The 23,689-nt window shown below is 45.0% G+C and carries 25 protein-coding genes; 6 read left to right on the forward strand and 19 right to left on the reverse strand.

Features of this window, described 5'->3' with window-relative positions; translation table 11 throughout:
• Nucleotides 1–47: 47 nt before the first annotated feature.
• From L4D09_RS20550 to dusA, 3 genes are all read right to left on the reverse strand, one after another.
• Nucleotides 48–689, reverse strand: a complete 642-nt coding sequence (locus tag L4D09_RS20550) for a TIGR04219 family outer membrane beta-barrel protein (protein ID WP_428459402.1) — start codon at nucleotides 687–689, stop codon at nucleotides 48–50.
• 153 nt (nucleotides 690–842) lie between these two features.
• Nucleotides 843–1,073 (reverse strand): envelope stress response protein PspG, encoded by a 231-nt coding sequence (pspG, locus tag L4D09_RS20555; RefSeq protein ID WP_428459403.1) that lies wholly within the window; start codon nucleotides 1,071–1,073, stop codon nucleotides 843–845.
• Between the two features lie 202 nt (nucleotides 1,074–1,275).
• On the reverse strand, nucleotides 1,276–2,301 hold the full coding sequence (gene dusA, locus L4D09_RS20560; protein WP_428459433.1) for a tRNA dihydrouridine(20/20a) synthase DusA: 1,026 nt from the start codon (nucleotides 2,299–2,301) through the stop codon (nucleotides 1,276–1,278).
• An 890-nt stretch (nucleotides 2,302–3,191) separates the two neighbouring features.
• Here dusA and zur point away from each other — a divergent pair.
• The 3 genes from zur (at nucleotide 3,192) to L4D09_RS20575 (ending at nucleotide 4,601) form a co-directional block, all read left to right on the forward strand.
• Complete coding sequence (gene zur, locus L4D09_RS20565) at nucleotides 3,192–3,635, forward strand: zinc uptake transcriptional repressor Zur (protein ID WP_428459404.1); 444 nt, start codon at nucleotides 3,192–3,194, stop codon at nucleotides 3,633–3,635.
• Between the two features lie 32 nt (nucleotides 3,636–3,667).
• A complete protein-coding gene (locus tag L4D09_RS20570) occupies nucleotides 3,668–4,132 on the forward strand; it encodes a chemotaxis protein CheX (RefSeq protein WP_428459405.1) in 465 nt (154 codons plus the stop codon).
• Between the two features lie 259 nt (nucleotides 4,133–4,391).
• A complete protein-coding gene (locus L4D09_RS20575) occupies nucleotides 4,392–4,601 on the forward strand; it encodes a cold-shock protein (RefSeq protein ID WP_428459406.1) in 210 nt (69 codons plus the stop codon).
• A gap of 123 nt (nucleotides 4,602–4,724) precedes the next feature.
• Here the strand turns inward: L4D09_RS20575 and pgi are convergent, their stop codons facing one another.
• Entirely contained in the window at nucleotides 4,725–6,377 is a 1,653-nt protein-coding gene (gene pgi, locus L4D09_RS20580) for a glucose-6-phosphate isomerase (RefSeq protein ID WP_428459407.1), read from the reverse strand.
• A gap of 280 nt (nucleotides 6,378–6,657) precedes the next feature.
• On the opposite strand from pgi, the gene L4D09_RS20585 reads away from it, so the two are divergent.
• Nucleotides 6,658–7,077, forward strand: a complete 420-nt coding sequence (locus L4D09_RS20585) for a secondary thiamine-phosphate synthase enzyme YjbQ (RefSeq protein ID WP_428459408.1) — start codon at nucleotides 6,658–6,660, stop codon at nucleotides 7,075–7,077.
• Nucleotides 7,078–7,121: 44 nt separating this feature from the next.
• Here L4D09_RS20585 and L4D09_RS20590 read toward each other — a convergent pair whose 3' ends face one another.
• From L4D09_RS20590 to L4D09_RS20600, 3 genes are read right to left on the reverse strand one after another with little or no spacing between them, the layout of a single operon-like run.
• Nucleotides 7,122–8,351, reverse strand: coding sequence for a BamA/TamA family outer membrane protein (locus L4D09_RS20590; protein WP_428459409.1), 1,230 nt, complete (start codon nucleotides 8,349–8,351; stop codon nucleotides 7,122–7,124).
• Nucleotides 8,352–8,382: 31 nt separating this feature from the next.
• Nucleotides 8,383–9,462, reverse strand: a complete 1,080-nt coding sequence (gene alr, locus L4D09_RS20595) for an alanine racemase (protein WP_428459410.1) — start codon at nucleotides 9,460–9,462, stop codon at nucleotides 8,383–8,385.
• A 58-nt stretch (nucleotides 9,463–9,520) separates the two neighbouring features.
• Nucleotides 9,521–10,918 (reverse strand): replicative DNA helicase, encoded by a 1,398-nt coding sequence (locus tag L4D09_RS20600; protein ID WP_428459411.1) that lies wholly within the window; start codon nucleotides 10,916–10,918, stop codon nucleotides 9,521–9,523.
• 231 nt (nucleotides 10,919–11,149) lie between these two features.
• Between L4D09_RS20600 and L4D09_RS20605 the strand changes: the two genes are divergently transcribed.
• Complete coding sequence (locus L4D09_RS20605) at nucleotides 11,150–11,905, forward strand: DUF481 domain-containing protein (protein ID WP_428459412.1); 756 nt, start codon at nucleotides 11,150–11,152, stop codon at nucleotides 11,903–11,905.
• 92 nt (nucleotides 11,906–11,997) lie between these two features.
• Here the strand turns inward: L4D09_RS20605 and rplI are convergent, their stop codons facing one another.
• From rplI to nsrR, 7 genes are all read right to left on the reverse strand, one after another.
• On the reverse strand, nucleotides 11,998–12,450 hold the full coding sequence (gene rplI / locus L4D09_RS20610) for a 50S ribosomal protein L9 (RefSeq protein ID WP_428459413.1): 453 nt from the start codon (nucleotides 12,448–12,450) through the stop codon (nucleotides 11,998–12,000).
• A gap of 36 nt (nucleotides 12,451–12,486) precedes the next feature.
• Entirely contained in the window at nucleotides 12,487–12,714 is a 228-nt protein-coding gene (rpsR, locus tag L4D09_RS20615; RefSeq protein WP_087024481.1) for a 30S ribosomal protein S18, read from the reverse strand.
• 15 nt (nucleotides 12,715–12,729) lie between these two features.
• Nucleotides 12,730–13,032 carry a primosomal replication protein N gene (gene priB / locus L4D09_RS20620; RefSeq protein ID WP_428459414.1) on the reverse strand — a complete coding sequence of 101 codons (303 nt, stop codon included), beginning with the start codon at nucleotides 13,030–13,032 and terminating at the stop codon, nucleotides 12,730–12,732.
• A gap of 7 nt (nucleotides 13,033–13,039) precedes the next feature.
• Entirely contained in the window at nucleotides 13,040–13,438 is a 399-nt protein-coding gene (gene rpsF / locus L4D09_RS20625) for a 30S ribosomal protein S6 (protein WP_428459415.1), read from the reverse strand.
• Between the two features lie 240 nt (nucleotides 13,439–13,678).
• A complete protein-coding gene (rlmB, locus tag L4D09_RS20630) occupies nucleotides 13,679–14,422 on the reverse strand; it encodes a 23S rRNA (guanosine(2251)-2'-O)-methyltransferase RlmB (protein ID WP_428459416.1) in 744 nt (247 codons plus the stop codon).
• A gap of 3 nt (nucleotides 14,423–14,425) precedes the next feature.
• Complete coding sequence (gene rnr, locus L4D09_RS20635; RefSeq protein ID WP_428459417.1) at nucleotides 14,426–16,978, reverse strand: ribonuclease R; 2,553 nt, start codon at nucleotides 16,976–16,978, stop codon at nucleotides 14,426–14,428.
• A 119-nt stretch (nucleotides 16,979–17,097) separates the two neighbouring features.
• Complete coding sequence (gene nsrR / locus L4D09_RS20640) at nucleotides 17,098–17,529, reverse strand: nitric oxide-sensing transcriptional repressor NsrR (RefSeq protein ID WP_428459418.1); 432 nt, start codon at nucleotides 17,527–17,529, stop codon at nucleotides 17,098–17,100.
• A gap of 108 nt (nucleotides 17,530–17,637) precedes the next feature.
• Here nsrR and hmpA point away from each other — a divergent pair, with 108 nt between their 5' ends.
• Nucleotides 17,638–18,822, forward strand: a complete 1,185-nt coding sequence (gene hmpA / locus L4D09_RS20645) for an NO-inducible flavohemoprotein (RefSeq protein ID WP_428459419.1) — start codon at nucleotides 17,638–17,640, stop codon at nucleotides 18,820–18,822.
• A gap of 94 nt (nucleotides 18,823–18,916) precedes the next feature.
• On the opposite strand, the gene motX is transcribed toward hmpA, so the two are convergent.
• The 5 genes from motX to hflK all read right to left on the reverse strand — a co-directional run bounded on the left by motX (nucleotide 18,917) and on the right by hflK (nucleotide 23,676).
• Nucleotides 18,917–19,543, reverse strand: coding sequence for a flagellar protein MotX (gene motX, locus L4D09_RS20650; protein WP_428459420.1), 627 nt, complete (start codon nucleotides 19,541–19,543; stop codon nucleotides 18,917–18,919).
• Between the two features lie 235 nt (nucleotides 19,544–19,778).
• On the reverse strand, nucleotides 19,779–21,095 hold the full coding sequence (locus L4D09_RS20655; protein ID WP_428459421.1) for an adenylosuccinate synthase: 1,317 nt from the start codon (nucleotides 21,093–21,095) through the stop codon (nucleotides 19,779–19,781).
• Nucleotides 21,096–21,217: 122 nt separating this feature from the next.
• Nucleotides 21,218–21,412, reverse strand: coding sequence for a DUF2065 domain-containing protein (locus tag L4D09_RS20660; RefSeq protein WP_428459422.1), 195 nt, complete (start codon nucleotides 21,410–21,412; stop codon nucleotides 21,218–21,220).
• Between the two features lie 108 nt (nucleotides 21,413–21,520).
• The gene (gene hflC / locus L4D09_RS20665; RefSeq protein WP_428459423.1) at nucleotides 21,521–22,516 is read right to left on the reverse strand and encodes a protease modulator HflC; all 996 of its coding nucleotides are present in this window, start codon (nucleotides 22,514–22,516) and stop codon (nucleotides 21,521–21,523) included.
• Between the two features lie 2 nt (nucleotides 22,517–22,518).
• Complete coding sequence (hflK, locus tag L4D09_RS20670; RefSeq protein WP_428459424.1) at nucleotides 22,519–23,676, reverse strand: FtsH protease activity modulator HflK; 1,158 nt, start codon at nucleotides 23,674–23,676, stop codon at nucleotides 22,519–22,521.
• Between the last annotated feature and the right edge of the window lie 13 nt (nucleotides 23,677–23,689).

Consider the following 23,689-nt stretch of genomic DNA (forward strand, 5'->3'; position numbering starts at 1 on the left):
CCACGATATTTCGTGGCTTTGAGAATCAAGTTCAGTTATTAGCCTAATTAGATGTCGATTTCAACACCTAAGAACCAGCCATCGGTTTTAAACTCACCGTTGTTTTGCTTAACAAAGTCAAAATCGTAATCCATCACACGGTAGCCACCACGGATGTTTAGATCAGCGGCAACCAAAGGAATAGACCATTTCATACCAAGCTGACCATCAATGGTCGTGGTGCTGTCGTATTTACCATAGTTAAGGTCACCAAAGACAGAAAGAAAAGTCATTGGGATGCCTACTTCAACATTACCGTAAACGCTTGGCTGCCATTCGCTGAATGATTCAGAACCAAATTTACCAGCGTTGAATTTAGCCATGCTTAGACCGATATCAAACGCCACAGCATCGTTATCTAGAATTTCATAGTACGCTGTGTAGTCCGTCTGACCAAAAGACACATCACCATTATCTACATCGGTGTAACGTAGGCGAAAGTTTGGGATCAGAGGGATAAAATGTTCTAGCGCAATGTAGTACGAACCTGAGGTATTGCTATCTGACGAAAGATTATCATCAGTGATTTTGGCATCGGTAAACCATGCGTCAGCACCTGCTTTTACCCCTAAAAGAGTTGCGGCCTGAGCAGGTAGTGCTGCTGACAGGGCGACAGCTGCTGCTACAGCAGAAAGCGCTAATTTTTTCATTTCGAGTCTCCGCTCATTATTAGTATGTTTAAACGGCGAAGACTATATCAGAAGCTGTACAAGAAAGCCGCATTTTGTACACTGTGCAAGGATTTTCAAGATAAAACGCTATCTTCCTTCATATACAAGCGCTAACGATTTAATAGCACAGTATTAGCGAAAATATTTATCACGATGGCGTTGCTCGGTTTTGCGTTCACGATAAAACCAAATCACGATCGCAATGAGTACCAGCCATGGTAATAACTTAAATACTATGCCAATCATTCCGACAACCGCCATAACGACAAAACCAGCAGCAATTGCGAGCAGCATCCCCAATAAACTGATCCCAGAAAAAAACAATACAACCGCAAATACAATTAAGAATAATAGTTCGACCATATCTAACTCCTTACCAAAGCATGCAATTCACCAGTAAACAATATAGAAGTACTTTGCACAATTCAGACCAATGCGACAAATAAAAATAACTTGTTAAAAATCAACCATTAAAAAAGGCACATGAGAATAAACTCAGTGCCTTTTTACTAGCTTGGTCTATTTAACCAACGAATTTGGCCAACCCGACTAACTTATGGTGAAATTATACATCCAAGTGGGCGGGGATCTTCGCCATTGCTTGCTGTAATACCTCAATACCAGCGCCAGGCTTATGTGCATTTTCACTGATGTGGCGACGCCACTGACGTGCACCAGGCATACTTTGGAATAAACCAAGCATATGGCGGCTAATATGACCGAGGTACGCACCATTCGTTAGCTGACGCTCAATATATGGGTACATCGCTTCTACAATTTCACGACGTTTTTTCATCGGTTTATCACAACCAAACAAACGGTGATCAATCTCTGCGAGCAAGTATGGGTTCTGGTAAGCTTCGCGACCCACCATGACACCATCAAGGTGCATCAGATGCGCTTCAATCTCTTCCAGTGTTTTAACACCACCATTTACCGCCATCGTAAGATGGGGGAAGTCTTGCTTTAATTGATAGACACGCGGGTAATCAAGCGGTGGAATTTCGCGGTTTTCTTTTGGGCTTAAGCCCTTTAGCCATGCTTTTCGCGCGTGAATAGTAAAATCTTGGCAACCGCTTTTTTCACTGACGGTTGCAATAAAGTCGGTTAGAAACTGATATGAATCTTGCTCATCAATACCAATTCGCGTTTTGACACTAACAGGGGTATCCGCGACTTCACGCATAGCTGAAACACATTGTGCAACCAGTTCAGCTTCACCCATTAAACACGCACCAAAACGACCGTTTTGTACGCGATCCGATGGGCAACCTACATTCAAATTAATTTCATCATAGCCACGCTCATAGGCTAGCTTGGCACATGTTGCCAAATCTGCAGGGTTCGAACCGCCCAGTTGCAAAACCAGCGGGTGCTCTTCTTCGTTATAAGCTAAGTAGTCAGCCTTACCATGGATAATGGCGCCAGTTGTAACCATCTCAGTATAGAGCTGCGTATTGTCGCTCAGTAATCGATGAAAGTACCGGCAATGGCGATCAGTCCAATCGAGCATTGGCGCAACAGAAAAGCGGCATGAAGGGTAATCACCCTTTGTTGCCACTTCTATTGTTGATTGTTCATTTACTACCATTGCGCTATCTGTCATCTGAAGACCTCATTATTGACCCACTGTTACCTACATCGCTGGCATGTATTGATGACCATACCAGTATTTATACTGTTTTGCTCAATAGCAAAAGACGATAAAACGCCCAAACAGAAAAGAGTGCGGATTCTACCCTATTACAGCCCCCATCCCAAACACAGTCTAAAATATACTCAGCAGGTAAATCAGCTCTAGAATCGCTAATAAATAGAACATATGAAAATTAAAAAGAACATGGCCGGAATAAAGCTCAAACCAAAAAAACCCATACAAATCAATTGGAAATCTTAATAACAATCTCGTGTGTACAGAAAAAACAGCTTTAGTAACATAACAACCCAAAAGGCTGTACACGTTGATTTCCCCACTACAAAATCAATAACTTAGTAGGCCTACCAGTAATCAAACTAAAACCAAAAAATCAAAGAGCAAACAAATCACAAAAAAGCTGTACATAAATGTAATTACTGAAATAACTATGACGAACCAATTGCAAAAAGTCACCAGCAATACAAAAGCAGTGTAACCTCATAATTTTAAAGTGAAAAATAACAACCAAAAACTCACCGTACAGCTTTTAAAGCTATCGAACACAAATACCCCAAAAGCTGCACACCAAATAAACCCCAATCATAACAACAGGTTAGATAAAAGCTCATTCCAAACCAAAAACGGCGTTCAACGAAGTGCAGCCATCGCTCATAAAAGCTGTACATTTAGTAATTATAACGTTGATAGCAGCTTATTCTGATCAAATGAGGCGTGATCGATACCGCGATTTTTTCTTAATCACAAGACAGAAAGCCTATATCTAAGATACGTTTATCCTTGGATATGCTAGAATGCTGTACTTATCGCTTGTTTTTTGAGGTCATATGTCAAATCAGACGCAACTGCTGGTCAAAGCACAGCAGATATGCGAGCAACGTGGAGTAAGGTTGACACCTCAAAGACTTAAAGTCCTTGGATTGATCATCAAGCACCATAGCTCTATTAGTGCTTACGAGCTTCTCGATTTACTCAGAGAAACTGAGCCACAAGCGAAACCACCGACGGTATACCGTGCTCTAGATTTTCTCCTCGCTCAGGGTTTTGTTCATAAAGTTGAGTCGACAAACAGCTATATAGCTTGCTGTCTGCTTGGCCATGCTGATCACTGCTCTCAGCTGCTTATTTGTGATGGATGTGGCACGGTAGAGGAATACCACGATGATGAGTTGGCCAAATTACTAAGCCAAAAAGCAGAACAACAGGGTTTTGAAATATCGAACCACGTTGTAGAAAGCCATGGTATTTGCCAGCAATGTAAAAACAAGTAAGTTTTTTAATTTAAGACAGTCGTTATAAGATTATGCGAGCAGAATTCGTAAACCCTTTTTTAGCGTCACTTTTGAATGTCCTCAAAACGATGGCGTCAATGGAGCTAGCTCCACAAAAACCTCGATTAAAAAAAGATGAAGTTGCCCGTGGCGATGTTTCTGGTTTAATTGGGATGATAGGTCCACAAACTAAAGGCTCAATGTCGATCACTTTTGATGAGGGATTAGCCTTAGAAATCATGCAACGCATGCTGGGTGAACGCCCACATGGGGTAAATGAAGAAGTAACAGATATGGTGGGTGAAATCACCAATATGGTCACAGGTGGCGCCAAACGTATTTTATCCGAGAAAGGGTATGACTTTGAAATGGCAACCCCTGCTGTTGTTTCAGGTAGAGGGCATACCATCACCCATAAATGTGATGGTGCAATTATAATCATGCCCTTTGATTCTGAATACGGAAAAGCCTTTATCGAAATTTGCTTCGACGGCTAACTTTATGCCTCCCACCAGCTTCAGCCGGCTAAGCTCGGCTGAATCTTCAGCCTCTTATTAGCAATTCTATCACTTTGATTTTTATGTGAAGTTACCACAATTATCGGACAAAAAACTACCAACTGTCATGTAATCGATCTAGACTGACTATGCTGGATAAGCATCAAAACACCTATTGTTTTGACCCACTTTACAGCGTCGTTTTGCTAGCCGGCTAAGGCCAGCAAGGAAATATAACATTCAAAGGAAAGATCGTAACATGAGTAAACTGACTGGAACCGTAAAATGGTTCAACGATGAAAAAGGCTTTGGCTTTATTTCTGGTGCCGATGGCAAAGATGTATTCGTTCACTTTAGTGCGATTCAAGCCCAAGGCCGTCGTACCTTGCAAGAAGGTCAAAATGTCGAATTTCTCGTAACAGATGGTCAGAAAGGTCCACAGGCAAGTGAAGTCATCGCCCTGTCTTAATTGCCTGAAAATACCAGCTATAAAAAAACGCCACTAGAGTTAACCTAGAGGCGTTTTTTATTCGCTAACATAGAAGTATTAAGTAATAGTTAAATCACTCCAATACCCTATGAAATAGACCAATTATGCGCGCCACTGTTTAAACGCGTTGATCAAACCGTTTGTTGAACTATCATGGCTTGCAATTGATTTATCGTCACTCAGCTCAGGTAAGATGTTATTTGCCAACTGCTTACCAAGTTCAACACCCCACTGATCAAAGCTGAAGATATTCCAAATAACACCTTGAGTGAAAATCTTGTGCTCATACAGTGCAATTAACGACCCTAGTACCGCAGGTGTTACTTGCTTCACTAAGATAGAGTTAGTTGGACGGTTACCATCAAACACTTTAAATGGCACAAGCTCTGCCACTTCTTCTAATGTTTTACCGGCAGCCAAAAACTCGGCTTCCACTTGCTCTTTTGTTTTACCAAAGGCCAATGCTTCAGTTTGAGCAAAAAAGTTTGCCATCAATTTAGGATGGTGATCGCTTAGTGGGTTGTGGCTCAATGCCGGTGCAATAAAGTCACATGGGATCAATTTCGTGCCTTGGTGGATCAGCTGATAGAATGCATGCTGACCATTGGTGCCCGGCTCGCCCCAAATAATTGGACCCGTTTGGTAATCAATTGGGTTGCCATCACGGTCGACACATTTACCATTAGATTCCATATTGCCTTGCTGGAAATAAGCGGCAAAGCGGTGTAGGTATTGGTCATATGGCAAGATAGCTTCAGACTCGGCACCATGAAAATTGTTGTACCAAATACCGATCAACGCAAGAATAACAGGCAGGTTCTGCTCTAAAGGTGCCTCGGCAAAGTGCTTATCCATCTCGTGTGCGCCATCAAGCAACGCCACGAAGTTATCAAAGCCAACAGAAAGGCTAATTGATAAACCAATCGCTGAACATAATGAGTAACGGCCACCAACCCAATCCCAGAACTCGAACATGTTGTCGGTATCAATACCAAACTCTGAAACTGATTTCGCGTTAGTTGATAGGGCTGCAAAGTGCTTAGCTACATTCGCTTGATCACTGGCAGATGCTAAGAACCAATCGCGTGCTGAATGTGCATTGGTCATGGTTTCTTGCGTCGTAAATGTCTTAGAAGCAATCAAAAACAATGTTGTCTCTGGGTTTAAAGGCTTCAGTGTTTCAGCAATGTGCGTACCGTCGACATTTGATACAAAATGCATATTCAGACGCGTTTTATAAGGCGTTAACGCTTCTGTTACCATGTAAGGGCCAAGATCAGAGCCGCCGATACCGATGTTTACCACATCCGTAATTTCTTTGCCTGTATAACCTTTCCACTCACCATCAACGATTCGAGCAGTGAACGCTTCCATCTTTGCCAGCACAGCATTGACGTTAGGCATAACATCTTCGCCATCAACCATGATTGGCGTATTACTACGGTTACGTAGTGCAGAGTGCAGTACTGCACGCCCTTCAGTTTGGTTAATTTTTTCACCGCTAAACAACTCACTGATAGCAGCCTTTACCTCAGTTTGTTCAGCAAGAGCGAACAACTTTGTCATTGTCTCTTCTGTGATTAAGTTCTTTGAGTAATCAAGAAGAATATCTGCGCCAAAATTGGCTGAAAACTGGCTAAAACGCTCGCTATCATTCGCAAACAATTCACTCAATTTCAAATCTTGAGCTTCTTCAAAGTGGGCAGTTAACGCTTTCCACGCTTCAGTATGGGTCGGATTGATGCTTTTCAACATGGTGAAGTTCCTGATTTTTAATTGTTAATCCATTAGCCGTGTCAAAATAACCTAAGCTACGGATCCCCGATCTAAGTAAATTCTGTCTAGTGTAGCCTAACTTAAGCAGTCAGCTCTATTTTTGTAATTTTACAACTTATGAATAATTATGACTTGAAGTAAGCTTTACCGTCATTGCGTCAGGTCACGAAAACAAAGAGTAAATGATTGACCTAAAAATGTGCAATACAATCAATAGATATTGCGTTTTTCAGTTGATAAATACAACAAGGTTAAGATTATGTGGTTTCAAAAAACAATCAACCTACGAGCCCGATCTCGAGGTTTTCACCTTATAAACGATGAAATTGAACAACAAATCACGGAGTTAAGTCAACTCTCAGTTGGCCTTGCTCACCTTTTCATTCAACATACCTCAGCCAGTCTGACACTCAATGAAAATGCCGATCCAACAGTTCGTAGTGACATGGAGGCACACTTCAACCAGTTTGTACCAGAACGTGCCCCTTACTATCAGCATACCTATGAAGGGGATGATGATATGCCAGCCCATATCAAAGCATCATTACTTGGCAATAGTATTACTTTGCCCATTTCACAGGGAAGATTAGCATTAGGTACTTGGCAAGGAATTTACCTTGGTGAGCATCGCGATCATGGCGGTAGCCGTAAGATCATTGTCACCCTTCAAGGTGAATAACATAAAAAAAGCAAGCATATAACCATGCTTGCTTTTTATTGAGGTTAGAATGGCTGATTAATCATGACTCTAAAGATGCTGTCTTCGCTTCCCCAAGCCATTTCGGTTCGAACGACGATGCCTTCAACCTGAAAGCGGATAGCCGCCCCCGCACTCCACTTCATGTCTTGATGAAGTTCACGTAAGTCATACTCATCCGCCACTCGACCTACATCAACAAAGGCAACCCACTGCCACCATGGCACGTCATACCATTCAAACACAGGCCACGTATGTAATGGCTGCCAATCAGGCTGCATCCGATACTCCATGCTATAACTCAGCGCAGAACGATCAACAAAACGGCCACCAGAGAAGCTTCGTAAACGGTATAGCCCTCCTAACCGTGTTCCCGCATAAGCCGGAGGTCGGCGGAGCTCTTCCTTACCATCAACCGTTTCAGTCTTGTTCCAGCTTGGTGTATCGCCAGTGTATACATTGAGCGCAAGCACTTGCTGGTCGATCAGCTCGCCTAAGCTCCCGAGATCCCAGAACCAGCTTTGGTTCAATTCCCATTTCCACCAGCTGGCATGATCTGAGCTACCCGGATCAACTGTCACGCTAAATTGACTGCGACTACCCTCGGTCGGGTTGCTGCTGTTATTACGGTTATCCCACTCGAAACGAGTTTCCACCCCCCATACGCTTTCCGCTTCGCTAAAGCCCGGCAGAGGTGATTCGGAGAAATCACGCGACTGATAAAATGGCCTGAACTCAATAGAACTCACGCCACTTTGCCATGGTGTACTCCCCGAGACCTCACGTTGTGGTCTAATCGCCGCAAAGGCACCCTGCTCTTTCGCGGCACCAAACGGTAAGATATAACGCATCGATAATCGGTACTGCGACTCAGTGGCATCAGCCACAACCTTGTCATCAACACTGGAATTATTACCCGTTGAATCACCCAGATAATAATCGAACTGCTTGTAGTCAGCCGAAAAGAGTTCTGCGCCAAATAGCCAGCGACTATCAGCACTCAGGGTATAGTTACTTGCCCCAAGGTATGCCAGCCAGGTTCCTTTTTCGGTTACAACACCAGCACCTAGTAATGCAGCCTGAGGCTGTCCTGCGCCTTTCAGCAAACCGGCCATACCAACTGATAGCCCCATCGCATCGGTTGAAAAAGCAAAGGGAACAAATGCGGTTTCAGGTGACCATGTTGGCCAGCCATCGGCCTGAGCAAATGCTGTATATGAGAAAGCCGCAACGACTGCTGCGGCTTTAAAATTCATTGATATCGACAAAATGCATTTCTACTATTATTTACAGGTAAGTCATAGAGACACGAGAGGTTAATTTCGTTACCAACTCATAAGCAATTGTACCGATATGTTCGGCAACAATTTCCGCCGGCAGCCCTTCCCCCCACAGTATCGCTTCATCGCCAACTTTATCTGCACAATCAGGGCCCAAGTCGACAGTTAGCATGTCCATCGAGACACGGCCTGCCATAGGTACAATACGGCCATTCACCAAAATCGGCGTGCCATTGGGGGCACTACGAGGGTAACCATCACCATAACCAATCGCAATCACCCCTATTTTGGTATCTCGCTGACTGGTCCAAATACCACCATAACCCACTGACTCGCCTTGTTTCACGTCTCTTACCGCAATGAGGCTAGATGTCAGGGTCATCACTGGCTTCATATCGAATGCTTCAGCTGAACGCTCTGGCTCAGTAAATGGCGACACCCCATACATAATTATCCCAGGGCGGATCCACTCAAGCTGGCTTTGCGGCCATGCCAGTATGCCAGCTGATGCCGCTAACGACCGCTCACCACGACAACCGTCCGTCAGCGTCATAAAGGCATCAATTTGCTGCTCGGTTACAATACTGTCCATCTCATCAGCACAACCAAAATGGCTCATATAGCGCAATGGCTTTGCCACGTTATCACAAGCATGGAGGCGATCTACGAATTCAGCATATTGTTCAGGGCGAACGCCCAAGCGGTGCATACCCGTATCGATTTTAAGCCAAACGACCACAGGCGCGTCTAACTCAGTTTGCTCTAGCGCTTCTAGTTGCTCGATAGAATGTACAACAGTGTGAATGTTATTCGTTACCAGAACGGGTAAATCTGACGCGGCGTAAAAACCTTCTAATAATAAAACAGGCTTAACGATGCCTTTTACCCGCAGGGTTAACGCTTCTTCGATGCGAGCAACACCAAAACCATCGGCATCAGGTAGGTGGCGAGCAACATGCGCCAAGCCATGACCATAGCCATTCGCTTTTACCACAGCTAATAGCTTACTATTCGGCGCTTTGGCTCGAAGTTGGCTAATGTTGTGAGTCAACGCTTGAGTGTTGATATATGCTGTTGCCGCTTTCATCAAGTTACCTATTGTTTTACCCGGTTAATGGTTTCATCACCGCTTGCATTAACGCAAATTATTCATCATCAAATGCCGGACCGGCGTAATTATCAAAGCGAGAAAACTGGCCTTGGAATGTCAGGCGAACGGTACCGATTGGACCATTACGCTGCTTACCAAGGATGATCTCTGCAATCCCTTTCAAGGCAGTATCTTCGTGATACACCTCATCACGATAGATGAACATGATCAAATCGGCATCCTGCTCAATCGCACCCGATTCACGCAAGTCGGAGTTTACTGGACGCTTATCCGCACGTTGCTCCAAGGAACGGTTAAGCTGAGATAGAGCGACCACAGGTACATTCAACTCTTTGGCTAACGCCTTAAGTGAGCGAGATATCTCGGCAATTTCCAACGTACGGTTATCTTGGTAGCCAGGTACTCGCATTAGCTGCAAGTAGTCAATCATGATAAGACTTAAACCACCGTGATCACGTGCAATACGACGGGCACGAGAACGTACCTCTGTCGGGGTTAGGCCTGAACTATCATCGATGAACATATTCTTCTTTTCCATCAGAATACCCATCGTCGATGAAATTCGCGCCCAGTCCTCATCGTCAAGCTGACCAGTACGGATCTTTGTTTGGTCTACTCGTGATAGCGATGCAAGCATACGCATCATGATTTGTTCTGAGGGCATCTCTAGCGAAAATATCAATACCGGCTTTTCTTGTTCCATCGCCGCATTTTCACACAAGTTCATCGCAAACGTGGTTTTACCCATAGAAGGACGCGCGGCAACAATGATCAAATCAGACCCTTGTAAACCTGCGGTTTTCTTATTCAGATCGGTAAAACCGGTTGATACCCCTGTCACACCATCTTGTGGCGATTGATACAAAATCTCAATACGCTCAAGGGTCTTTTCTAGGATTGTATCAACATTTTGAGGGCCTTCATTTTCAGATGTACGCTGCTCGGCAATAGCAAAAACTTTGCTTTCAGCCATATCCAGCAGTTCTTCACTGTCACGACCTTGAGGATCGTAACCTGCATCAGCAATTTCGTTCGCTACGCCAATCATGTCACGGATCAAGGCCCGTTCACGCACAATTTCGGCATAAGCGGTAATGTTCGCCGCTGATGGTGTATTTTTAGCAAGCTCTGCTAAATAAGCAAAACCGCCGACATTCTCTAGCTTATCAGCTCGCTCAAGGTGCTCAGATAGCGTAATAAGATCAAGCGGCTGGCCACCTTCAAGTAACGCCGCTGAACCTTCAAAAATGATGCGATGCGGACGACTATAGAAATCTGTCGCAACCACCTTTTCAGCAACAGCATCCCACTTTTCATTGTCCAGCATTAAGCCGCCCAGTACGGATTGCTCTGCCTCTAAAGAGTGTGGAGGCATTTTAATTGCATCCATTTTGGTATCTTTGGGTTTATTGGGTTTGCTGTTTTCTGCCATAAGAATTGAAATGATTGCCGGAAACTAAGCCGATCATTATACCTTAAATCGTGGTGAGTCTATGTAACAATATAGTGTGGAAAATAAATTTACTCTGAATTGTTTACTCACCAAAGAGATAACTTCCGCCATGCGAAATTCCACTCGACTTTCCTAACCAAAAGCTGACATAAATAAGGTAAAATGCGCGTCTGATTGATTACCTATCACTTTTTATCTGGAGGAGGCCACTTGGCAAGATATTTTCTGGCTTTATTGCTACTTGCCAATACGACGGCTAAAGCCGCAGATGACGACAGGCCAACGCCGATCCCACCACCATGGACGAGCGAGGTTGAGTTTGGTTACCATGCGTTAGGTGGCAATTCAGACTCCGAAACGCTTAATAGCCGAATTGGTTATACCTACGTCAAGAACCAGTACCGTCATAATGCTGAAGCGAAATTTCTACTGGCAGAAAAAGACGGAGATGAAGATAAGCGTAGAGGGCAGCTTGAACTCCAAAGTGATATGAAAATCAATGAGCGTACCTATGTACTCGGTAATGCTAATTACATCGATGACCGTTATGGCCCATATTTTACCGACTTTACGCTTGCCACTGGTTTGGGTTACCAGCTAATTCGTCGAGAAACCTTCCAAATGGAGGTGGAAGCAGGCCCTGGCTACCGTCATCAAGAGCCTAATATTGATGAAATTGACGATGACGATATTGTCATTCCAGAAACCGTTGATGAGCTCATCATCCGTGGTAGTACTAAGTTTATCTGGAAGCCAACCAAGAACATTGAGGTGAATGGACGATTCACTGGCATTGGCGGCAACAGTAACAGTACAATGGAAACCGAGCTAAACCTCACGACATCCATCAATGATCATATCGCCATTAAGTTTAGCAATACGCAAAACTTTAACAGCTGGGTACCCGACGGGCTTAAAAAGCGTGATTCAACCATGTCGATTAATCTGCTGTTTAAAATTCACTGAGTCTATGCCATTCAACGTGGCCATTCTCCACAAATTACAGGCATAAAAAAACCAGCCCGAAGGCTGGTTTTTCATATCGACACTAACCGTTATTAAGCTTCAGCTACAACGTTTAGGTTGATAGTAGCGAATACTTCAGAGTGCAGCTGAATGCTGATCTCAAATTCGCCAGTAGTACGTAGTGCGCCTTCAGGAAGACGAACTTCGCTTTTAACTACTTCAACGCCAGCTGCAGAAACTGCATCAGCGATATCGCGAGTACCGATAGAGCCAAATAGCTTACCTTCGTCGCCAGCTTTAGAAGCAATAACAACTGCTTCTAGTGCGCTTAGTTTTTCAGCACGTGCTTGAGATGCAGTCAGTTGCTCAGCAACTTTAGCTTCTAGTTCAGCACGACGAGCTTCAAACATTTCAACGTTAGCTTTAGTTGCCATTACAGCCTTACCCTGTGGGATAAGGAAGTTACGAGCGTAACCAGCTTTAACGTTAACCTGATCGCCAAGGCCACCTAGGTTACCGATTTTATCAAGTAGAATAACTTGCATTATCTTGTCCTCTTAAACTAATTAAACTGCTACCGATTACTGATGCTTGTCAGTGTATGGTAGAAGTGCTAAGTAACGAGAACGCTTGATAGCGCGAGCTAGCTGACGCTGATATTTAGCGCGAGTACCAGTGATACGGCTTGGTACAATTTTACCAGCTTCAGTGATGTAGTTTTTTAGAGTTGCTACGTCTTTGTAGTCAATCTCTTGTACGTCTTCTGCTGTGAAACGGCAGAATTTACGACGACGGAAGAAACGTGCCATGGGCTATCTCCTGATCTAAGTTTTTTCAATGTAGTCAGCATGTAACACTAATTTACCAACGCCATTACGGCCGGTTTGGTATGAGACAAAGCCTCCTACCTTAATGTGACTGCCGACAACTAAATCTTGAGTAAGTATTTGTTGACCTTGCCCGCTAACCACCACGTTAATGTAGCAATACACTTGCCGTGGTAAATCAGCTTCTTTCTGGTAGGAACGGTGCTCAAGCACAAAGTGACAATGAGGTATTCCCGCCAGCGATTTGCTCCGTTTGGGGTCTTTGGCGATAACACCAGATAACTCCAGACGATTGGTCATTCAAAAATTACTCAGCTGCTGCTTCGCCTTCAGAAGGTGCTGGAGCTGGTTGCTCTGCACGCTCTTCACGACGTGGGGCGCGCTCTTCTTTAGCCTTCATCATTGGAGATGGCTCAGTGATAGCACCTTTAGTACGCATGATCATGTTACGGATCACTGCATCGTTGAAACGGAAGTTAGACTCCAGTTCGTCAACTACAGACTGCTCAGCTTCAACGTTCATAAGAACGTAGTGTGCTTTGTGCAGTTTGTTGATTGGGTAAGCCATTTGACGGCGGCCCCAATCTTCTAGACGATGGATCTGGCCACCAGAATCTTTGATAGCAGCAGTGTAACGCTCGACCATGCCAGCAACCTGTTCGCTTTGATCAGGGTGCACCATGAATACGATTTCGTAATGACGCATTGGTTGCTCCTTACGGATTAATCAGCTTCCTGAGTTGGCTCGGTTATCCAGAGGAAGCAAGGAACTAAAAATAGAACCGAGAATTTGGACGCTGAATAGTACAGAGATTGGGCATTCTACGCAAGATATATTTCTCGGTACACGCGGGTGAAAAGCAAAATAATGCGAAAAAATGCCCGCATACCAAACAGGTATGCGGGCACTCAAAATGGTAGCGTGATAATAGCAACTATAATGCCATTATTCACCTAATTGGCGCTGACGTACCGCTTCAAACAAGCAAATACCCGTCGCAACCGATACGTTCAAGCTTGAAACTGAGCCCGCCATTGGGATTTTGATCAGATCATCACAGGTCTCGCGCGTTAAGCGGCGCATACCTTCACCTTCCGCCCCCATAACAATGGCCAAAGGCCCAGTTAGTTTGCTGTGGTAGATATCATGCGTCGCTTCACCAGCGGTACCGACAACCCACACGCCTTTATCCTGCAGCGCACGTAAGGTACGTGCAAGGTTGGTCACTTTGACCAATGGCATAATCTCTGCGGCACCACAGGCAACCTTGCTGGCTGTTGCGTTTAGCTGAGCAGAGCGGTCTTTCGGTACGATAACCGCAACTGCACCAGCCGCGTCGGCATTACGCAGGCATGCGCCAAGGTTATGCGGGTCGGTCACGCCGTCCAGCACAAGAAATAACGGATTATCATTACCTTCCAGCAAATCATCCAAGTTATTCTCATTGTATTGCTTACCAGGTCGAACACGGGCAACAATACCTTGGTGTGACGCCCCATCAACCTTATCATCAAGCGCCTTGCGGCCGGCTTCTTGAATCGTAATCCCTAACTCTTTCAGCTCAGTGATTACTGGTGACAAGCGATCGTCTTGACGTCCTTTGAGGACAAACACCTCAATAAAGCGCACAGGATCGGTGGCCAATACTGCGTTTACGGCATGAATGCCGAAAATCATGTCATTACTCATTGATTAATTCTTCTTTTCTGCCCGTTCTTTCTTACCAGCACGTTGTTTCTTTTTACGTACTTTGCTCGATTTCTTTTTCGCTTTAGGGTTTGCTGCATCCGGTTTAGGCTTTTTGCCATTCGGTGCTTTGTCTTCCTCAAGCTTAGGGATTGCACCCGCTTTAAGCTTCTGACGAACAGAGCCTCGCTCTTTTTTAGATTTCGAGCGATGTGCCTGCTTCGCTTCCCCATCTTCAGCCTTGAATACCTTCAAGCTTTGGCGCTGCATCCCTTCGGCTTTACGCATGCGTTGTTTTTTCTCACGGTTTTTGGCTGTTTTGCCATCTCCACGAGGCTTGCGGTTACTACCGACGATATCAAAGTCGATTTGACGATCATTGAGATTAATTGAGGCAACTTTCACCTTAACCGTGTCACCCAGACGATAAACCTGTCCAGAGCTATCACCAATCAAGCGTTGCCCAACAGGATCGTACTGGTAGTAGTCGTTCGCCAAGTTTGAGATATGGACCAAACCATCAATGTTCAATTCGTTTAGACGAACAAAGAAACCAAAGCCAGTGACATTGGCAATCACACCGTCGAACTCATCGCCAACATGATCTTGCATGTATTCACATTTTAGCCAGTCAGCAACATCACGTGTGGCGTCATCGGCACGGCGCTCAGTGATTGAACACTGCTCACCTAGGCCATCAACATCATCAAATGAATAGTGGTAGCCACCTGTTGGCGTCCAGCGATCCTTATTAGTGCCGTCTTGCTTAGCTACAAGGTACTTGATTGCACGGTGTAAGGTTAAATCAGGGTAACGACGGATCGGAGAGGTGAAGTGAGCATATTGCTTCAATGCCAAACCGAAGTGACCGACATTATCCGCTTGATAAACCGCTTGCTTCATCGAGCGCAGCAGCATGGTTTGGATCAGCTCTTTATCTGGACGATTTTGGATCAGCGCAGCTAGCTCAGCATAGTCTTTGGGTGATGGCTCTAAACCACCCGACAGCTGCAAGCTCAGTTCACCTAAGAAATCGCGGAACCCAATCAAGCGCTCTTCACCTGGCGCGTCATGCACTCGGTACAATGCTGGCTCTTTGGCTTTTTCGACGAAACGCGCTGAAGCAATGTTCGCCAAGATCATGCACTCTTCAATGATTTTATGCGCCTCATTACGAACAGCAGGCACTATGCGATCAATCTTACGGTCAGCATTGAAAATAAATTGCGTTTCAATGGTTTCGAACTCAATAGCACCACGCACTTCACGTGAGCCTTTCAGCACTTTGTACATGCTATACAGTTCTTCAATATGAGGAACTAATGGTGTATAGCGTTCACGTAGCTCTTCATCACCATCCAGCATTTTACTGACTTTGGTGTAAGTTAAACGTGCGTGAGAGTTCATCACCGCTTCATAGTGCTTATAACCTGATAGGTTACCGCTCTCTGAGATAGTCATCTCACACACCATACACAAGCGATCGACTTGAGGGTTCAATGAACACAAGCCATTCGACAGCACTTCCGGCAGCATTGGGATCACTTGCGATGGGAAGTATACCGAGTTACCACGTTTTACCGCTTCATTATCAAGTGCGGTGCCCTGACGCACATAGTAACTCACATCTGCAATCGCAACCCATAAGCGCCAGCCACCAGACTTCTTACGTTCACAGTAAACTGCATCATCAAAGTCACGCGCATCTTCACCATCAATGGTGACAAGCGGCAAGCCACGTAAATCAACACGACCTTTTTTCGCCTCTTCAGGCACCTCTTCCCCAAGCCCCTGAATTTGCTTATCAACTTCAGAAGGCCATTCGTGTGGAATGTCGTGAGTACGTAAGGCTATTTCAATTTCCATACCCGGCGCCATATTCTCGCCAAGTACTTCAACTACTTTGCCAACAGCATTATATTGACGGGTGGCACGCTGATTAACTTCAACCACAACCACATTACCCATACGCGCGCCCATGCGGTGCTCATTAGGGATAACAATATCTTGTGCGATACGTGAATCATCAGGCACGACATAGCCCATGTTGTCTTCAATAAAGAAGCGACCAACAATTTGACCTTCGTAATGTTTCAGAACGCGGACGACACGACCTTCCTTGCGGCCACGCTTATCAGTACCCGCCACCTGAGCCAAGATGTAATCACCATGGATCACACCACGCATTTGGTGATGAGGAAGCAGTAAATCACCTTCCTTGCTGTTGGTACCTTCAGGGCGCAAGAAGCCAAAGCCGTCACGGTGGCCAATAACATGGCCTTTAATTAAGTCTAAACGCTCTGGCAGGGCATAACATTGGCGACGAGTGAAGATCAATTGACCATCTCGCTCCATCGCACGTAAACGACGACGTAAACCTTCATATTGGTCATCGCCTTCAAGCTTAAGCTCGGTAAATAGCTGATCACGGCTTACAGGTGCTGAAAAACCACGGATCACTTCCAGCAGCATTTCTCGGCTAGGGACTGGGTTTTCATAGTTCGAAGCTTCGCGATCGCGAAAAGGGTCGACCGGTAAATCGGTAGTACCTTTTGACATAGTTAGATCCAAGTTAGCGAAGATATAACTTTAGTATATCTTCGCCCTAGGTGAACAGACGGGAGCAAAGTCAAATTCTCTGCTCCACTAAAGAGATTTCGAAGTTATTGATTTGCAGGTTAGGCCATCGGCTGTTGCAACAGCACACGCAATGGCGGGTTGTCGTCAATTAAGCTGGAAAGAGTATACTGGTCAAGCTCGGCTAAAAACGCTTGGCGAGCAGAGAACAACACCTCTTTCAAACGGCACGCTGGCGTAATATGGCAAAAGTCTTCGCTACAATTCACGATCTGTAGCGGCTCAATGGCACGCACAACATCACCAATGACAATACGCTCGGCAGGCATTCCCAAACGGATACCCCCATTTTTGCCTCGTACAGTGTCGACATACCCCAACTGACCGAGTTTATTGATGATCTTAACCATGTGGTTGCGCGATACACCGTACACTTCAGTCACTTTGGTAATACTGGTAAGTTCCCCTTCTGGTAGGGTCGCTAAATAAATCAAGGCACGTAGGCCATAATCGGTAAAACTAGTCAGTTGCACAATAACTCCTCCTGCTGGCATTTTAATCTTCTTATTGACTAAAAGATACAGATAAGATACAACTCATAACATGCATTACAAATATAACTTTAAATATAGGATTACGTAATGATCAGCCAGAAAACCATTGATACAGTGAAAGCGACAGCACCGTTACTTGCTCAAACGGGCCCAGCACTGACCGCTCATTTTTATGATCGTATGTTCGCTCATAACCCTGAACTCAACGATATATTCAACATGAGTAACCAGCGTAATGGCGATCAGCGTGAAGCGCTATTCAACGCCATTTGCGCTTATGCTAACAACATTGAAAATCTTGCAGTATTGCTACCCGCCGTTGAAAAAATCGCTCACAAGCACACCAGCTTCATGATCACTGCAGAGCAGTATGCGATCGTTGGTGGGCACCTACTTGCGACCATCGACGAGTTATTCTCCCCAGGCCAAGAAGTACTTGATGCTTGGGCGGAAGCTTACGGGGTATTGGCCGATGTCTTCATTCAACGTGAAGAAGGCATTTACCAAGAAAATGAAAGTAAAACGGGCGGGTGGCGTGGTACCCGTGAATTTGAAGTCGTCGAAAAAATCCAGCAGAGCGATGTGATCACTAGCTTTACTTTCAAACCTATGGATGGCGGTGAAGTGGCAGATTTCAAACCCGGTCAATATTTGGGGGTTTACCTCAAACCTAAAGAGTTTGAATATCAAGAAATTCGTCAATACAGCCTGTCTTCTGCGCCCCAAAAGAACAGCTACCGTATTTCTGTTAAACGTGAAGAAGGCGGAAAGGTCTCTAACTACCTGCACACGAGTTTAAACGTGGGCGATAAAATTCAGTTAGCACCACCAGCAGGTGATTTCTTTCTCGATGTTGAACCAACCACACCGATCGCTCTGATTTCAGCAGGCGTTGGTCTAACTCCAACACTGTCAATGTTAGAAACATTGACCAATCACCAAGCTGACGTTCACTGGCTACATGCCGCTGAAAATGGTACCCAACACGCCTTTAAAGCAGAAGTCGCTGGATTGGCAGAAAGTCACGATCACATTTCAAGCACTGTGTGGTACCGAGAGCCATTAACAACGGATCGCCCTGCAGAAGATTTTGACTATCAAGGTCTTATCGACTTGAATAAGCTTAAAGCGGAACTGGCAACACCGAACATGCAGTTTTACTTCTGCGGCCCAGTCGGCTTCATGCAGCACGTTGCCAAGCAACTCATCGAGATGGGGGCGTCTGAAGACCAATTGCACTACGAGTGTTTCGGCCCACATAAAGTACTGTAGTCGGGCGAATATAGTCCGCTATCACGCAAAAAGAGAGGCTAAGCCTCTCTTTTTTATATTTGATGGTTTTCCATTACAGCCTTGGCGAGAAAGGTTACCAAAACGTATCTCGTCGTTTAGCCCGTGCAATGACATTCTCTGGCATACGGTTTTCTAACCCTTGACGGAGTCGTGAAATCTGTCGATGATCCGTCCGGCTGGCTGTCACCGTGTTGTAAAGCCAGCGATAAGCATCTTCAAAATCTAGCGGGCTACCATAGTCACTTAATAACAATTCAGCCAATTGAATACGGGCATCGACGTTACCCATCGCCGCAGCCTCGCGCAAGTAAGGGATTGCTCGCTCTTTATCTTGCTGTACCAAGGTGCCCTGAGAATAGTAGCGCCCGAGTTGCTCTAAAGCTGCTGGTGAACCTTGCTGAGCGGCAGATTGCATATAATACACACCCTGTTCAACATCACGTTCGACACAAACCCCCCATGCCAGCATATCACCATAAAGAAACTGATAAGAGGCAGATTCAACCCTAAGGGCTCGAGCTTCAATATCTTGTACCAACTGGCAATCATCGGCTCGCACTTGCTGTAAGTGGCTATTGCTTTCAAACATTCGGTTTAGTTCATTTTCAGAATACACCGGTACCGCATCCCCTACATCATCCAATGCAAAGGCAGGTGTTGCAGCCAGCAATGTACTCAGTAACAAAGTATGCAGTCTCATGGGTCGATCTCTATCCGAACGTAAATTGTGTATCGGCGTCTATCGCATAATCTTTAATAAAATTCGGTACTAAAACGGCATTTTTTTGCCGATTTGATCCATAGCTTGAAAGTTTTTTTGACGCAACTGAGAGGGTGTTTTTTTGGAAGCAGAATCATAATGGGTTTGACGCGGGCAATAAAAACAAAAAAGCCAACCCGAAGGCTGGCTTTTTATTCAAGGTAGCTAAACGCTATTATTCACCGTATGGGTGAACCTTGATGATTGTCTCGTTACGGTCAGGGCCAGTAGAAACGATATCAATTGGCACGCCAGTTAGCTCTTCGATACGAGCGATGTAATCTAGTGCTGCTTGTGGAAGCGCATCTAGAGACTTAGCACCGAATGTCTTTTCAGACCAACCAGGAACTGTTTCGTAGATAAGCTCTAGATCTTCGTAAGCATCAGCTGCCATAGGAGATACTTCTAGAATTTCGCCAGTCTTGGTTTTGTAACCAGTACAGATCTTGATTTCTTTTAGACCATCTAATACGTCTAGCTTAGTTAGACAGAAACCAGAGATTGAGTTGATCTGAATTGCACGGCGCATAGCAACCGCATCAAACCAACCAGTACGACGTAAACGACCTGTCGTTGCGCCAAACTCGTTACCTACATCACCTAGGTGCTTACCAACTGGGTCTTGCTTATCTAGACCATCGTATAGCTCAGTCGGGAATGGACCTGCGCCAACACGTGTACAGTATGCTTTTGCAATACCAAGGATGTAACCAAGGTGACGTGGACCGAAACCAGAACCTGCAGCAACACCACCAGCAGTCGTGTTTGAAGAAGTTACGTACGGGTAAGTACCGTGGTCGATATCAAGTAGTGTACCTTGCGCACCTTCGAACATGATCTTGTCGCCACGTAGACGAGCATCATCAAGTTCTTTAGTTACGTCGATAACCATTGAAGTTAGAAGATCAGCCTGAGACAGAATAGTCTCAAGTACTTCTTCGTAGCTTACAGGCTCAGCATTGTAGTAATGCTCAAGCTGGAAGTTGTGGTAAGCCATAACTTCTTTAAGCTTCTCAGCAAATGCTTCTTTGTCGAAAAGGTCACCAACGCGTAGGCCGCGACGAGCAACTTTATCTTCATATGCTGGACCAATACCACGACCAGTCGTACCGATCGCTTTTTTACCACGAGCGATTTCACGCGCCTGATCAAGAGCAATATGGTATGGAAGAATTAGCGGACAAGCTTCTGACAAGAACAGACGTTCGCGCACAGGGATACCACGTTCTTCTAGTGGACCCATTTCTTTCATCAGCGCGTCAGGAGAAAGTACAACACCGTTACCGATGATGCATTTAACGTTGTCACGTAGGATACCTGATGGGATCAGGTGAAGGACTGTTTTTTCACCGTCAATGACAAGAGTGTGACCGGCGTTGTGACCACCTTGGTAGCGCACTACATATTTTGCATCTTCAGTCAAAAGATCTACGATCTTACCCTTACCTTCGTCACCCCATTGGGTGCCAAGAACGACTACATTATTTGCCATCTTTCTTCGTCTATCAGTAGTTAAAAAAGGATTCTAGCACCTTCAACGTCGCCTTGCAGTCATTTTTTGACCATAGGCCCATTTACTGCAAGAAGAGTGTCACGATAAAATGCTATGGCGATTTACATACTACTGTACATCATATAAGCAATGACACAGCCACTCACGACCAAACAGCCTCCGATACGACGCAACGAATTATCATTTTGTTGACTAAGCTGACTGACCATATCACGCCAGCCTCGTGGCGCTAACAATGGACCAAGCCCTTCAAAAATCAACACTAACCCTAACGCTAGCCAAATTGTCTTTGTCATACTGACTCCAAGAAGATATTAAAAACGGGATGAATATACGCTATTTCCCAAACGCCAAACAAAAAAAAAGCAAGACCGAAGTCTTGCTTTCATTCCTATCGGTTTCGCTTAGTTCGAAGCGCCCGATGAATCTTTCATATATTTAAAGAAGTCAGTATTTGGATCAACGACCAAAATGTCACTCTTCGAGTTGAAACTTTCCTCATAAGCCTTCAATGAACGCAAGAAGCCATAAAACTCCGGGTTCTGATTGAATGCTTCTGAGTAGATTTCAGCGGTTCGTGCATCTGCCGTACCACGTACAACTAAAGCTTCACGGTTGGCATCAGACAAGATCTTAGCCACTTCCAGTTCAGACTGTGCACGGATAACTTCAGCTTTCTCACGACCTTGAGCACGGTATTTACGCGCCACGGACTCACGCTCAGCACGAATACGACGGTAAATAGACTCACTGATTTCGTCTGGTAAGTTGACTTTCTTCATTCGGAAGTCAACAACACTGACGCCCAAATCTTTCATCGCACTTACTTGAATTTCAGCAAGTACGTTATCCATGATTTGGTCACGCTGACCTTCAACTTCTTTGCGTGGTGCAACTTCAGCAACAATTTCAGTCGCTGGTGCGTCATCAAGCTCAGAGATAGCAGTGGTACCACCTTGATTACGATCAGGGCCCGATACAATCTGCTTGATTTCACGCGAACCAATTTCAGCACGCAGGCTATCAATTACTTTACGCTTCAATAGTGCTTCAGCAGTAGAAACATTGCCTCCACCCGTCGTCAAATAATACTGACCGAAATCTTCGATACGCCATTTCACATAGGTATCAATAATGACGTCTTTTTTCTCTGACGTTACAAAACGGTCGGCTTGATCATCCATGGTTTGGATACGTGCATCTAGTGCACGAACTTGATCAAACACAGGCACTTTAAAGTGCAAACCAGGTTCATAAATACGAGTTACGTCAGTGTTCGCATCTTTCAAAATACGACCAAACCTGACCACAATACCACGCTCACCTTCTTGTACTACGAACATCGACATCAGCAACGTAGCAATAAAGATGACAATCACTGGGATCATTAACTTACGCATAATTAATATCTCCCTTGACGACCAGTATCTGCACGTGGAGACGTGGAGACTGGTGTGGTAGTTTCGACTTTCTCAAGCTCGATGCCATAAGAACCGCTTGATGTCTCGCTCTTAGGCTTACTGCCTTGCCCTGAGTTCATCAGCTTATCTAAAGGTAAATACAACAAGTTACCGCTTGAGTTCGAATCAATCATCACCTTGCTAGTATTACTGTAAACGCGTTCCATCGTCTCTAGGTAAAGACGGTTACGTGTTACTTCTTCAGCAGCCAAGTATTGAGGTAGTAGTTTTGTAAACTGAGCAACTTCACCAAGCGCACCGTTAATCGCTTTCTCAGAATAACCTTCTGCTTCTTTCTTCAGACGCTCAGCTCGACCCGTTGCCTTCGGCAAGATATCGTTACTGTAAGCTTCCGCTTCACGAACAAAACGCTCTTCATCTTCTCGTGCAGCCACGGCATCATCAAAAGCGTCTTTAACTGCTTCTGGCGGACGTGCTGACTGGAAGTTCACATCGACAACAAAGATACCCATATCATAATTCTGGATAATCTTATCGATCGCTTCCTGCGTATGAGCACGAATGACCTGACGGCCCGTCGTCAATGCCTCATCCATCGTTGAGTCACCAATAACGGCACGAAGTGCAGAATCGGTAGCCTGACGTAGGCTGTCATCAGCATTCGTTACGCTGAACAGGTATTTATTTGCATCAGAAACACGGTACTGAACATCCATCTCAATTTGCAGTACGTTTTCATCTTTTGTCAGCATCAAACCTGAGCTGCGTAAAGAACGAATCGCCTGAATATTGACAGGTGTTACTTCGTCAACGAATGTTGGCTTCCAGTTCAAACCAGGATCGACCATTTCGTAAAACTTACCGAAGCGTAAAACCACGCCACGCTCTGCTTCACCAATGGTGTAGAAACCAGAGAAACCCCATACCGCAGTAGCAAGTACTGCAATTACCCCTAAACCAGCTGCACTACCGCCAGTTGAAGGCCCTTTTTTATTCCCAAAAATACCACCAAATTTACGACTTAGTTTAGAGAAAACTTCATCGAGGTCTGGTGGACCTTGTTCTCGACCACCGCGATTATTGTTACCCCAAGGGTCTTTATCACGGCCACCGTTGTTACCAGGCTCATTCCACGCCATTATAGAACTCCAT

It is taken from the genome of Photobacterium makurazakiensis (genome assembly GCF_050336715.1).
In the GTDB taxonomy this organism is placed as follows: domain Bacteria; phylum Pseudomonadota; class Gammaproteobacteria; order Enterobacterales; family Vibrionaceae; genus Photobacterium; species Photobacterium makurazakiensis.